The sequence below is a fragment of the Ensifer sp. genome, assembly GCF_035999185.1.
Taxonomy (GTDB): Bacteria; Pseudomonadota; Alphaproteobacteria; order Rhizobiales; family Rhizobiaceae; genus Ensifer.
This window is the reverse complement of record NZ_DASYHB010000139.1, coordinates 1-12,686: the sequence shown is the minus strand read 5'-3', so window position 1 is coordinate 12,686 and position 12,686 is coordinate 1. Positions and strand designations below refer to the sequence as shown.

At 62.8% G+C, this 12,686-nt stretch carries 10 protein-coding genes; 4 read left to right on the top strand and 6 right to left on the bottom strand.

The window, feature by feature from the left end; all coding sequences use genetic code 11:
* The first annotated feature begins 100 nt into the window (after positions 1-100).
* The 4 genes from VGO04_RS17840 (at position 101) to bfr (ending at position 6,293) form a co-directional block, all read left to right on the top strand.
* Positions 101-1,723, top strand: coding sequence for a DNA polymerase Y family protein (locus tag VGO04_RS17840; RefSeq protein WP_327497311.1), 1,623 nt, complete (start codon positions 101-103; stop codon positions 1,721-1,723).
* On the top strand, positions 1,720-5,073 hold the full coding sequence (locus VGO04_RS17835; RefSeq protein WP_327497310.1) for an error-prone DNA polymerase: 3,354 nt from the start codon (positions 1,720-1,722) through the stop codon (positions 5,071-5,073). Before VGO04_RS17840 ends, VGO04_RS17835 begins: the two co-directional genes overlap by 4 nt.
* A gap of 451 nt (positions 5,074-5,524) precedes the next feature.
* Positions 5,525-5,836 (top strand): (2Fe-2S)-binding protein, encoded by a 312-nt coding sequence (locus tag VGO04_RS17830; RefSeq protein ID WP_327497313.1) that lies wholly within the window; start codon positions 5,525-5,527, stop codon positions 5,834-5,836.
* The gene (bfr, locus tag VGO04_RS17825; RefSeq protein ID WP_034802698.1) at positions 5,802-6,293 is read left to right on the top strand and encodes a bacterioferritin; all 492 of its coding nucleotides are present in this window, start codon (positions 5,802-5,804) and stop codon (positions 6,291-6,293) included. The genes VGO04_RS17830 and bfr overlap by 35 nt, the downstream gene beginning before the upstream one ends.
* A 72-nt stretch (positions 6,294-6,365) precedes the next feature.
* Here bfr and VGO04_RS17820 read toward each other — a convergent pair whose 3' ends face one another.
* From VGO04_RS17820 to rsfS, 6 genes are all read right to left on the bottom strand, one after another.
* Positions 6,366-6,887, bottom strand: a complete 522-nt coding sequence (locus VGO04_RS17820) for an RNA pyrophosphohydrolase (protein WP_327497309.1) — start codon at positions 6,885-6,887, stop codon at positions 6,366-6,368.
* A gap of 114 nt (positions 6,888-7,001) precedes the next feature.
* The gene (locus VGO04_RS17815; RefSeq protein WP_327497308.1) at positions 7,002-8,219 is read right to left on the bottom strand and encodes a divergent polysaccharide deacetylase family protein; all 1,218 of its coding nucleotides are present in this window, start codon (positions 8,217-8,219) and stop codon (positions 7,002-7,004) included.
* A gap of 315 nt (positions 8,220-8,534) precedes the next feature.
* Entirely contained in the window at positions 8,535-9,857 is a 1,323-nt protein-coding gene (locus tag VGO04_RS17810; RefSeq protein WP_327497307.1) for a S41 family peptidase, read from the bottom strand.
* On the bottom strand, positions 9,847-11,277 hold the full coding sequence (locus VGO04_RS17805; RefSeq protein WP_327497306.1) for a murein hydrolase activator EnvC: 1,431 nt from the start codon (positions 11,275-11,277) through the stop codon (positions 9,847-9,849). Before VGO04_RS17805 ends, VGO04_RS17810 begins: the two co-directional genes overlap by 11 nt.
* Before the next feature lie 241 nt (positions 11,278-11,518).
* Positions 11,519-12,001: a 23S rRNA (pseudouridine(1915)-N(3))-methyltransferase RlmH gene (gene rlmH / locus VGO04_RS17800; protein ID WP_327497305.1), complete on the bottom strand. Its 483-nt coding sequence runs from the start codon at positions 11,999-12,001 to the stop codon at positions 11,519-11,521.
* 160 nt (positions 12,002-12,161) lie between these two features.
* Entirely contained in the window at positions 12,162-12,638 is a 477-nt protein-coding gene (gene rsfS / locus VGO04_RS17795) for a ribosome silencing factor (protein WP_414650561.1), read from the bottom strand.
* Positions 12,639-12,686: the final 48 nt, after the last annotated feature.

Below are 12,686 nucleotides of genomic sequence, written 5' to 3'. Positions count from 1 at the left end.
TCGATGCTTCGCGGCAGCATCGGCCATCCCGTCTTTCATGTCATTGCCGAGAAGAGCAGGGCTCCTGCGCCGCTCGGCTTCCAGCTGGAGTGGAACCCCCATGACCGCCGCCTTTACCCCGTCGAGCCCCTACCAGCCGCTGCTGCGGCAGATCCAGAACCAGCGCATTCTGTCGCTCGCCTTTCCGCATCTGCCGGCCGACCGGGTCGCCCGCAAGCGCTGGGGGAACTCGTGGCTTTCCCGCGGGCGTCCTGAATATCCGCCGGTCGTCTTTGCCGACAAGGTGAAGAGCGCGATGCGCCTCGTCGCGCTCGATGGTTTTGCTGAAAAAGCGGGCTTTCAGATCGGCCAGGGTGTTGCCGAGGCCCGGGCCATGTGTCCGGAGATCGACGTGCTGCCGGCCGATCCTGCCGCCGACCGGGCGCTGCTTGAAGGGCTTGCGGACTGGTGCTGCCGCTATACGCCGCTGGTCGCGCTCGATGGCGACAGCGGCCTCTTTCTCGACATCACCGGCTGCGCCCATCTTCTCGGTGGGGAAAAGGCGCTGCTCGACGACCTGCTTGCCCGCCTCTTTCACCTGGGTATCGAGGCCCGGGCAGCGATTTCATCCTCCGCCGGGCTTTCCTGGGCGGTGGCGCGCTTCGGCTCCGAAGGCGTCATTGCTCCTGATGAGGCGGCACGGGAACTGGCGCCGCTGCCGATGGCAGCACTTAGGCTGCCGCAGGAAATGATCGAAACGCTTGGCCGGGTCGGGCTCAAGCAGATCGGCGACATCCTCGAAGCGCCCCGCGCGCCGCTTGCCCGCCGGTTCGGCGCGAGCCTGCTCCTGCGGCTCGACCAGGCGCTCGGACGGGAGGACGAGCCGCTATCGCCGCGGCTGCCTGTCGCGGCCCTTTCCGTGGAGCGCCGCCTCGGTGAGCCGGTCCAGGGCGAAGACGATATTTTAGGCCTGGCGGAAGAGCTGGCGAACCGGCTGAAACCGGAACTGGAAAAGCGGGGCGAGGGCGGGCGCCTGTTCGAGCTTCTGCTGTTCCGCGTCGATGGCGCGGTCTTTCGCGTCGCCGCCGGCACGTCCTCGCCGCTCAACGAGCCGCGGCGTGTCGCCGGCCTTTTTCGCGAACGCCTGCAGGCGGTGCACGACGATCTCGATGCCGGATTCGGTTTCGAAATCCTCAGGCTCTCGGTGCCTAAAAGCGAAAAATACGAGGTGATGCAGGAGGATTTCTCCGGCACGCCGGATCGCGAGCGCCCGCTTGCGGCCTTTGCCGACCGGGTGATGGCCCGGTTCGGCGCGGAGAGCCTCATGGTGCCGGCTCTCTCGGAAAGCCATGTGCCTGAACGGGCGGCAAGCTTCCGTCCGCTGACGGATCTGACGCTTATGGCCAAGGCCGAGCAACCGGCAGAAAATATTCCGGCAACGCTTCTTGCCGCGGCCGCCCGGCCGCAGCGGCTCTTTACGAGCCCGGAGCCTGTGGAGGCGGTGGCCGAAGTGCCCGAGGGGCCGCCCCGAAGCTTCCGCTGGCGCCGCACATTGCATCGTATCGCGCGCGCCGAAGGGCCGGAACGGATCGCCGGCGAGTGGTGGCTTGACGGCGAGCCGGCGATGGAACGCGACTATTTCCGGGTGGAGGACGAACGCGGCCGGCGGTTCTGGCTGTTTCGCGAGGGTCATTATGGCGCTGGCGCCCCGCCGCGCTGGTTCATGCATGGGGTCTTCGCATGAGCACGCCCTATTTCGAGATCGGCGCCTGGTCGAACTTCTCCTTCCTCGAGGGCGCCTCCCATCCGGGCGAGATGGTGGTTTCGGCAAGCCGCCTTGGCATCGGTGGCCTTGGCATTGCCGACCGCAATACGGTCGCAGGCGTCGTGCGCGCGCATGCGCAGGCCAAGGTGGAGAAATATGCCTTCCAGCCCGGTGCGCGGCTCTCCTTTGCCGAAGATCTGCCTGACGTACTTGCCTATCCCTTGAACCGCCACGGCTGGGGCAATCTCTGCCGCATGCTGAGCGCCGGTAACCTGCGGGCTACGAAGGGCACATGCACGCTCTATGAGACCGATCTCATCGAATGGGGCGAGGATCTGATGCTCGCCGTGCTGCCGGATCCGGTGATCGGCGCGCCGGAGGCAACCCTGCTTGCCGATTTCCTCAAGCGGCTGAAGCCGCATTTTGCCGACCGGCTCCATCTGGCGCTGGTGCCGCGTTATGACGGATTCGACCAGTTCGCCTTTGCCGGGCTTGCAACCATCGCCCGCCATGCGGGGGTCAGGCTCGTCGCCACCAACAGCCCATTGTTCCACACGGCCGCGCGACGGCCGCTCGCCGATGTCGTCACCGCCATCCGCGAGCATGTGACGATCGCTTCGGCCGGCTATCGGCTGCACGCCAATGCCGAAAGGCATCTGAAGACGCCTGAGGAAATGGCGCGCATCTTCCGCGACTATCCGGAGGCGATCGCCAATACCGGGCAGTTCTTCGGCAGGTTGAAGTTCTCGCTGTCGGATCTCGAATATCAATATCCGGATGAGAGCATTCCGGGTGAGACCCCGACGCAGACACTGCGGCGGCTGACTATGGAGGGCGCGCATGCGCGCTATCCCGAGGGCATCCCCGAGAAGGTTTCGACGCAGATCGAGTATGAACTCGAACTGATCGCCAGCAAGCGTTACGAGCCCTACTTCCTGACGGTGCGCAATATCATGCAGTTTGCGCGCGGTGCCCAGATCCTGTGCCAGGGCCGCGGCTCGGCGGCGAATTCCACCGTCTGTTACTGCCTGAGGATCACCGAAGTCGATCCGCTTTCGACCACTCTGCTTTTCGATCGCTTCCTCTCGACCGAACGGGACGAGCCGCCGGATATCGACGTCGATTTCGAGCACGAGAAACGGGAAGAGGTGATCCAGCATATCTACCGCACCTACGGCAAGGAACATGCGGGGCTGACGGCCGCCGTCATCAGTTACCGGGCGCGCTCTGCCGGCCGCGAGACCGCCAAGGCTTTTGGGTTTTCAGAAGACGTGCAATCGGCATTGGCCGGTTCGGTCTGGGGCTGGTCGGTCGCCGATCTCTCCGAACGCGAGGCCAAGGCCGCCGGGCTCGACACGAAGGATCCGACGACGGTGAAGGTGCTCGACTATGCCACCGAGCTGATGAGCTTCCCGCGCCATCTTTCCCAGCATGTCGGCGGCTTTGTGATGACCCGAGACCGGCTCGACGAGGTGGTGCCGATCATGAACACGGCCATGCCCGGCCGCTACATGATCGAGTGGGACAAGGACGATCTCGACACGCTGAAGATCCTGAAGATCGACGTGCTGGCGCTCGGCATGCTCACCTGCATCGCCCGTGCCTTCAAGCTTCTCGACCGGCATTACAACGCGCAGAAAACGCTGCATCAGCTCTTCAAGGATGACCAGAAGGACGTCTACGACATGATCTGCCGCGCCGATACGATCGGCGTCTTCCAGATCGAGAGCCGGGCACAGATGAGCATGCTGCCAAGGCTGAAGCCGCGCATCTTCTATGATCTCGTCATCGAGGTGGCGATCGTCCGGCCCGGGCCGATCCAGGGCAACATGGTGCACCCCTATCTGAAGCGGCGGGAGCAGCGGGATAAAAAGATCCCCATTGAATATCCAAGTCCGGAACTGGAGGCCGTGCTGAAGCGAACGCTCGGCGTACCCTTGTTCCAAGAGCAGGCGATGCAGATCGCGATTACCGCCGCCGGCTTCACACCCAGTGAGGCGGACAAGTTGCGTCGGGCAATGGCGACGTTCAAGCGCACCGGCACGATCCATACTTTCCACGAGAAGATGATCGAGGGCATGGTCAAGAATGGTTATGACAGGGACTTCGCCGAGCGTTGCTTCAAGCAGATCGAGGGCTTCGGCGAATACGGCTTTCCAGAAAGTCATGCAGCGTCATTCGCGCTGCTCGTCTATGTCTCATGCTGGCTCAAGACCTATTATCCGGACGTTTTCTGCGCAGCACTTCTGAACTCGCAGCCGATGGGCTTTTATGCACCGGCGCAATTGGTGCGCGACGCGCGGGAGCATGGGGTCAGGGTGCTGCCTGTCGATATCAACCATTCGGTCTGGGATGCGGACCTTGAAGAGGGAAGCCTCGACAGGCGGGCAATCGAACCGCGCCACCGCGAGATGGATGGCGTGATCAAGACGACGAAGGCGATGCGCCTCGGCTTCAATTCGATCAAGGGTCTGAGGCAAGAGGAGATCGAGAAGAAACTCGTCGCCAATCGTGGCGCCGGCTACCGGACGGTGCGCGATCTCTGGCTGCGCTCGGGCCTCTCCCGCGCAGCGCTTGAAAGGCTTGCCGATGCGGACGCCTTCCGCTCGATCGGGCTCGACCGGCGCAAGGCGCTCTGGGCGGTGAAGGCGCTCGATGAAAAGAGCGCTGCCGAACGTCTGCCGCTTTTCGAAGGCGTGGCGAGAGAGGAGCTGCGGCCAGAGCCGGTCGTGGAGCTGCCGGAGATGCTGGCGGGCGAGCAGGTGATCAATGACTACCGCTATCTCTCCTTCTCGCTGAAGGCGCATCCGGTTTCGTTCCTGAGAGAACAGCTTTCCGAACAGGGGATCGTGACAAGCCGTACGCTTGCGACCGCCCCGGTCGGGCGGCGTGTGACGGTTGCCGGCCTGGTGCTCGTTCGCCAGCGTCCGGGCTCGGCCAAGGGCGTAATCTTCATGACTATCGAGGACGAGACCGGCGTTGCCAATGCGATCGTCTGGCCGAAGGTGTTTACGACCTATCGCCCGGTGGTCATGGGCGCGCGGCTGGTCAAGATCCGCGGCCGGCTGCAGCGCGAAAGCAGCGTCATCCACGTGGTCGCCGAACACATCGAGGACATCACGCCGATGCTCGGGTTGCTGCGCAAGGAGGCTCGGCGTTTCGGGGCAAGCGAGCGCGCCGACGAGGCGCTGAGGCCGACCGTTGACGCGCGCCAGAAGAAGGCGCTGACGGCCCCCTATCTCTCCTTGGAGCGACAGACCAACGTCAAATCGGAACCAGCGTCGACCGAAGTGGCTGAGGTCATGCCGAAGGGGCGCAATTTCCACTAGAGCACATGCTCTCACGTGGAACTGCTGGAGATACAGAGGTGCTCTGGCATCAAACGCGGGAGCATCCCTCGCGGGCGGTCTCAATCTCCTGTGCTTAGGCGCTCACATGAAGGAACCTTCGCTGCAGGCTTCCGCGTCAGCGTCGCCAGCCACCGCGCGCCTGCTGCCTGGAATGGTTAAGCAGCGAAATACCGTTCGTCTGGCGATAACCGGTCGGTCTGGAAAAGGTGTGTAAAAGTGTCGCAGGCAGGCTGCGACACACATGACCCATTGCCCGCAGGAATAGTCCCGCATCTTTCGCTAAAATTCTGAAAACACGAAACTTTCTGTCAAGTTTAGAGTCGTTCTAATCGACCTGCAACCTAGGCTCACGGAGTTTTTTGTTGACACTAAATGTCCTGTTTTGCTTTATGCGCTAATACAGGGCGTTGCGTACGACGGGCGAGACGACATGCTGGTTTGCAGCTGCAATTTCATCACGGAAAAAGAGATCGAGGACGTCATCGTCGGCCTTCTCGACGAGGACTGTTGGCAGCTGATCGTGCCGGCGAAAGTCTACCACGCGATGGAAAAGCGCGGCCGTTGCTGTGGCTGTTTCCCCAATGTCGTCGACATCATCATCCGCACGACCGAGCAATATCACGCGCACCGCGACTCGACGGACGCAGATATATTTGATTTCATGACCCGCCTCAGACAATTCCATGAGGACAATCGGAGGGCGGATCTTGAAAGGCGACAAAAAAGTCATCGAGCAGCTTAACGAAGCGCTCTATCTCGAACTCGGTGCCGTCAACCAGTATTGGCTGCACTACCGCCTCCTCGAAGACTGGGGTTACACGCTTCTCGCCAAGAAGGAGCGCGCAGAATCCATCGAGGAAATGCAGCACGCGGACAAGCTTGTTGCCCGCATCATCTTCCTTGAAGGCCATCCCAATCTGCAGACGGTTGCGCCGCTGCGCATCGGCCAGAACGTCAAGGAAGTCCTGAAGGCGGACCTCGCCGGCGAATACGACGCCCGCACCGCCTACAAGAAGTCGCGCGACATCTGTCACGCCGCCGGAGACTATGTCTCCATGAAGCTCTTTGAAGAACTGCTTGCTGACGAGGAAGGCCATATCGACTTCCTCGAAACCCAGCTCGAGCTGCTCGACAAGATCGGCGAAGAGAAATACGGCCAGCTCAATGCCGCGCCGGCCAACGAGGCCGAAGCCGACTGAGCCCAGCGCAATTTCCAAAGAGAAAGGCCGGCGATTTCGCCGGCCTTTTTGTATTTGTTGGGTGGCTTTGGTTCAGGCCGCCAGGTGCGAAAAGGCCGATACCACTTCTTCGTAGACCTTGCGCTTGAACGGCACGATAAGCTCTGGAAGGTCACGCATCGGCTTCCATTCCCAGGCGTCGAACTCCGGCTCATGTCCGCCGGGTGGCGGGTTGATGGCGATTTCGTTTTCTTCGCCCTCGAATCGAAAGGCATACCAACGCTGCGTCTGGCCGCGGTACTTGCCCTTGAGGCCGATGCCGATCAGATGTTCCGGCAGATCGTAGTTGATCCAGCCGGGGGCCTCGCCGAGCAGCGACACCGTGCGCATGCCGGTTTCTTCGTAGAGTTCGCGATAGGCGGCCTTCAGCGGATCCTCGCCCTTGTCGATGCCGCCCTGCGGCATCTGCCATTGTTGCGGCGAGCCGTCGTATTCGGAATTGCCGACGGCGATGCGGTGTCCTGCCCAAACCAGGCCTGCGCGGTTCAGCACCATGACGCCGACGCAGGGGCGATAGGGAAGATCGTCCGGTCTCAGTTTCTTGTCCTTGCTCATCGGCAGCCTCTTCCTTGTCATCATCGCACGTCCCGGCGGAAAGCCGGGGAATGCCCTCTATGATATTACGCAATTCCGGACGGAAAACCGCTCCACACTTTTCCTGGGATTGCTCTAGTTCTGTTGCGGATCCTTGACGAGCGCAGAAACGCCGACAATCTCGATGCCGCGCCCCTGCGCCTCGGTCACCCAGGAGGCAATGGCCGCGACGCTTTCGTCGAAGGCGGAAGCGACGCCGATGGCGCTGCCGTTGCGGCGCGCAATGCGCTCAAGCTCGTCGAGCTTCTTGAGGATCGCGCCGCGGCTGAGTTCCGTGTCGAGCGTCATGTCGGCAAAGCCGTGCGGCACGTCGAAGGCACCGGCAAGCTTTCCCGACAGGGATTGCGCCGAGGTGCCGTCGTCGAGGAACAAAAGGCCGCGCTTGCCGAGATCGCGCATGACCGGCTCCAATGCGTCGGCGTCGGCGAGGAACCGGCCGCCGAGATAGTTCATGATGCCGGTATAATTGGTGATCTCGGCGAGGTTCTCATGCAGTGCCGCGATGTTCTCCTTTTCCGCAAGACCGACGCGAAGGGCGTTCGGGCCGGGATCGTTCGCCGGGTAATCGAAAGGCTCCATCGGCACCTGCAGCAGGATTTCGTGGCCGCTTCGGCGCGCCTCCTGCATCCAGCGCTGCAGGCTGTTTCCGGCCGTGGCAAAGCCAAGCGTCACGTCGGCCGGCAGGTCGCGGATTGCTTTCTGGGTACCGGTCTGACTGAGACCCAGGCCGCCGACGACGAGCGCGATGCGCGTGCCGCGCGCGCCCGACCAGGGACGCGCATACTGGTCCATCGGCCGGAGGCCATCGGGACCGATGATCGGCAGGCGTCCCGCCGGGCTTTCTTCGAGCAGGTCGTCGTTGGGCATGGCCGCCATGCGCGGGTCCTGCCCGCGGATCGGGCCGACATTGATGAGCGCTGGGCCCTTGCCGTCGCGGCTGCGCGGCGAGAACGTGGTGACGGTCGAGCCATCGTCGGTGAGCGTGCGCTCGACATCGGCACCGGAATAGGCGGTGCCAGGCGTCATCGCCCCGCCATCACCGGCGCCCGATTGGCCATTGGCAGCTTTCTGCGGCTTGCCGCCTGTATCCGTCGCCTTGTCGGCCGTCACGGTCGCCGGCAACGGGCCGCGTTTCAAGCCGTCGGGCGAAAAGGAGCCCCATAGGGACAGTCCGACAACAGAGAGGACGCAAAGGCCAAGGAGAGAGAACCCGATCAAACGCCGGGGATTGCGCTTCGACGCTGGCTTGATCCGCCGGTTCTGGCCGAGCGGAGCATTGAGATCAGTTCCCAAACGGAGCCTCGGTCGAGCTGTGGGATGTTGCCGCCATAGCAATTCCAGGAAAACGCAAGGGTTCTCGGCTGGACGTGCATCGTGAGAAGTCATCGGGATCGTCGCGGCGACGGTGTTGCCGCTTTTCGCTCCTCACCCGAAGCGGGCCACAGCCTGAGAATCAGTGCCGCCGCAACGCCTGCTATCCCTATAATTTAGCGGCGGCGGGTTGACCAGTGCAGCCGCTTTCGGGCGGACGCGGATGGCCTCGACAAATGAAAAGCGCCGCAGGTTCGGTTGAACATGCGGCGCTTCTTTTAGGGGTCTTGGCAGGTCTTACTTCTTGAGCTGTGCCTGTTCCGGATTGGCCGGGAAGGTTGGGTCGGTCTTCTTGCCGCGCAGAAGGTCGAGCGCATAGTTGAGCTGCAGGTCGTCCTTCGTTTCCGGCGGCACGTAGGCGACAGAGCCCGAGCCTTCGTCGGTCTCGCTCTGGCCCTGGATGTGGCCGCGCAGGTCGGATTCGCCCTGTGCCTCGACCTTGCCGAGCAGTTCCGGCGGCAGCGGCTGTTCGACCTTGATGTCGGGCGAGATGCCCGTGCCCTGGATCGATTTGCCCGACGGCGTGTAGTAGAGCGCCGTCGTCAGGCGCAGCGCGCCGGCCTCGCCGAGCGGGATGATCGTCTGGACCGAACCCTTGCCGAAGGAGCGCGTGCCGAGAACGGTCGCGCGCTTCAGGTCCTGCAGGGCGCCGGCAACGATTTCCGAAGCGGAGGCCGAGCCGCCGTTGACGAGCACGATCACCGGCTTGCCATCGGTCAGGTCGCCCGGCGTCGCGTTGAAGCGGCGGGTCTCGTCCGGGTTGCGGCCGCGGGTCGAGACGACTTCGCCGCGCTCCAGGAAGGCGTCGGAGACGTTGATCGCCTGGTCGAGCAGGCCACCCGGGTTGAGGCGCAGGTCGAGCACATAGCCCTTGAGCTTGTCGGCCGGAACTTCCGACTTGATCTTCTCGATGCCCTTCTTCAGGTCGTCATAGGTCTTTTCGGTGAAGGAGATGACGCGCAGGTAGCCGACGTCGCCTTCGGTGCGGAACTTGACGGCGCGAACGGCGATGACGTCACGAACGATCGTCAACTCGATCGGCTTGTCTGCGCCCTTGCGCAGGATCGTCAGCTTGATCGGGGTGCCGACGGCGCCGCGCATCTTCTCAACGGCATCCTCGAGCTTCAGGCCGCGAACGTCCGCACCGTCGATCTTGGAAATGAAGTCGCCTGCAAGCACGCCGGCGCGTGCTGCGGGCGTGTCGTCGATCGGGCTCGTGACCTTGACGAGATCGTCCTCCATCGTCACTTCGATGCCGAGGCCGCCGAACTCACCGCGGGTCTGGGTGCGCATGTCCTCGGCATCGGCCGAGTTCATGTAGCTCGAATGCGGGTCGAGCGAAGAGAGCATGCCGTTGATGGCGTTCTCGATCAGCTTGTCGTCCTGTGGCGGTGTCACGTACTGCGCGCGCACGCGCTCGAACACGTCGCCGAAGATTGCCAGTTCGCGATAGGTCGAGGTGTTGGCCGCGACGGCCGGAACGACAGCCGAATAAACCACGCCCATTGCGGTCGCGCCCATCAGCGCCCCGACCAGAACAAGTGAAGCCCTACGTATCATTTCGCGCCTTTCCAACCTCTGCTGCGGTCCACCACGGTCGGGAATCAACCGGTTTACCGTCTTTCCGGAATTCAATGTAAAGCGTCGGCCGGTCTGTTTCCAGCGCCAAGGCCGCAGCACTCGCCACTCTTTTCGCGCCCATCGTCGCCAGCGGCTCGCCGGCCACGACGAATTGCCCGGGCTGTACGCTCACCTTCTCCATACCCGAAAGCACGACATGGTAGCCGTCACCCGGGTTGAGAATAATCATCTGCCCATAACTGCGGAAATTGCCTGCATAGACGATCCAGCCATCTGACGGCGCAGTCACCAGCGCGCCGGGATTGGTTTCCAACATGATCCCTTGCAGCGAATGCCCTGTGCCGTCCGCATCGCCGAATTTACGCAACAGCGATCCTGCGGCCGGATAGGCAAGCTTGTTCCTCAGCTCCGAAAACACATATGCGGGGGCAATGCGGTTTTTGTCGGGCACCGCGTTGCGGGCAAGCTCCCGCGCCGCCTCGCGCTCAGCCTCGCTCATCCGCCGGCGTTCTTCCTCCTGGGCGCGGGCCGCCTCGGCGGCGTCGCGAACCGAGGCGATCTGGTCCTCAAGCGTGCCGATCAGGCCCTGCAGATTGGTGGCCTGGGAGGCGAGTTCCTGCGCCTTGCGCTGCTCGGCCAAGAGTTCGCCGGCACTTGTCTGGCGCAGCTTTTCCTTTTCAGTGACGAGCATCGACATGCGACGCTCTTCCTCGACATTGGCCGTCATCGCCGCCGTCAGGTCCTCGCGCTGCTTGTCGATACCGGCGCGGATGTCCGCCAACGCCTTGAGGTCGGCCACCAGGTTTTCGGTTTCCTTGCGCAGACCAGGCACGACGGCGCCAAGAAGGATGGCGCTGCGCACCGAGCCCAGGGCATCTTCGGGCGTCACCAGGATTGCCGGCGGCGGGTTCCGCCCCATCCGCTGAAGCGCGGCGAGCACTTCGGCAAGCACGCCACGGCGCGTATGGAGCGATCGGCGAACCGCATCCTCCTTGGAGCGCAGGTCGCCCAGCTTCTTCTCGCCATCGACGATCTGCTGTTCCAGGTCCTGTCGCTTGCGCGCGGACTCGACAATTGCGGCGCGCAGCGTCTCGTTGCTCTTGTCGATCTCGGCAATCGTTTCCGTCAGCGCGTTGGCGCGCTCCTGCGACAGCGTGATGGTCTTGGAAAGGGCGTCGAGCTCGCTGCGCGTGCTGTTGCGGCGAAGCGTGAGATCGGCGGCAGGATCCGGTGGCCCCTGCTCCTGGCCGGCCATGGAAGCCGAGGGAGACACCGCATCCTGAGCACTCGCCGGCAGGCCCATCGCAAGCGCAAGCGCGAAAAGCGCCGCCCTGCGGCCAAGCCGCCCGGCGTCGTTCCTTTTTGTGCTGTCAACGCTGGCCTTGCCTTGGCGCGTCATCCGTCGCGTGCGTCCATCCCAAAATGTATGCAAAAAGCCTAATCTGATTTGGCGCGCGCGACCAAGCATATTCTCGTTATCGCTGCGTGTGGCCTGCTGCCTGTTGTTCTTGCCCGCAGCCACGCAGGGAACAAAAACATGCGGTAATTCAACGTGGAACAGTGACCCTTGCGCGTCCTGATAAGACGCGCGGCGCTGCAGGTTTGCGGCGGGCAGATTATCGGAGGCGTCCTGTCCCGCGTTAAACGCGGTGATAGGGGTGACCGGACAGAATGGTCACGGCGCGGTAGAGCTGTTCGGCAATCAGGATGCGCACGAGCTGGTGCGGCCAGGTCATCTTGCCGAGGTTGAGCACGGCGTCGGCGCGTGCGTGCAGGCCCGGGTCGAGGCCATCGGCGCCGCCGATGGCGATCATCAGGTCACGTTTGCCGCTGTCGCGGAAGTTTCCGAGCAGGGACGAAAAGCCTTCCGAATCCAGCGCCTTGCCGCGTTCGTCCAGAAGCACGAGCAGACTGCCCTCGGCGAGCGCCTTTTCCAGTTGCGCCGCCTCCTCACGCTTGCGCGTGTCAGCATTCGTCGCTCGGCTCTCGTTGACTTCGACGACGCGGGAAAGCTCGAGGCCGATCGCCGGACCGGCCTTGGAGAAGCGGTCGAGATAACGGGCCGCAAGATCCTTTTCCGGCCCCGCCTTCAGGCGGCCGACTGCGAAAAGTCCGATACGCATGACCCTATCCGTCCCCGCTCGCGCTGGACCGGGCAAAGCTCGATCAGTCGCAACAAACTTCCGGCTGAAAACGCCGCAGAAGACGGCGCCAGCCCTTCATATTCACGCATGACCGCAACTCGGCTCGTCCGGCACTTTTCGCGCGGCGACCCGGTCGGTCTTAATGCAGGGTGCCGTCCTCGATTTCAGGAGCCGCCCACATCTTTTCGATGTTGTAGAACTCCCGGATCTCGGGCCGGAAGATGTGAACGATCACATCGCCGGTGTCGATCAGCACCCAATCACCGTTTTCCAGACCTTCGACACGGGCATTGCCAAAGCCCTCGTCTTTCAGGTCGGTCGTCAGGTGATCGGCTATGGCCATCACATGCCTGTTCGATCGCCCGGAGACAACGACCATGAAGTCTCCCAGCGCCGACTTGCCGGCAATGTTGATGCTGACGATATTTTCTGCCTTCGAGTCCTCTAGGCTTTCGAGGACCAGTTGAAGAGCACGGACAGCGGCTTCGTCGCTCGATCCCATGCTGCGCGGGAATGCGGAGATCGCATATCCCTTGGCGTGTGCTGTTGTCAGGGTCTTTCCTTTCCATAGAACAGAACAGGCACTTTCGATTCGAACAAAGATCGAACCGTCCATGAATGTAGGCATCAAACGGTAGCGGTTTCAAGACAGCAGAAGTGAATC

Bases quoted from the DNA above. Each gene is read 5' to 3' on its own strand.
- rlmH (WP_327497305.1), bottom strand. From the start codon at position 12,001: ATGCGTATCGGACTTTTCGCAGTCGGCCGCCTGAAGGCGGGGCCGGAA.
- VGO04_RS17840 (WP_327497311.1), top strand. From the start codon at position 101: ATGACCGCCGCCTTTACCCCGTCGAGCCCCTACCAGCCGCTGCTGCGG.
- VGO04_RS17830 (WP_327497313.1), top strand. From the start codon at position 5,525: ATGCTGGTTTGCAGCTGCAATTTCATCACGGAAAAAGAGATCGAGGAC.
- VGO04_RS17805 (WP_327497306.1), bottom strand. From the start codon at position 11,277: ATGACGCGCCAAGGCAAGGCCAGCGTTGACAGCACAAAAAGGAACGAC.
- VGO04_RS17810 (WP_327497307.1), bottom strand. From the start codon at position 9,857: ATGATACGTAGGGCTTCACTTGTTCTGGTCGGGGCGCTGATGGGCGCG.
- VGO04_RS17835 (WP_327497310.1), top strand. From the start codon at position 1,720: ATGAGCACGCCCTATTTCGAGATCGGCGCCTGGTCGAACTTCTCCTTC.
- VGO04_RS17820 (WP_327497309.1), bottom strand. From the start codon at position 6,887: ATGAGCAAGGACAAGAAACTGAGACCGGACGATCTTCCCTATCGCCCC.
- rsfS (WP_414650561.1), bottom strand. From the start codon at position 12,638: ATGGACGGTTCGATCTTTGTTCGAATCGAAAGTGCCTGTTCTGTTCTA.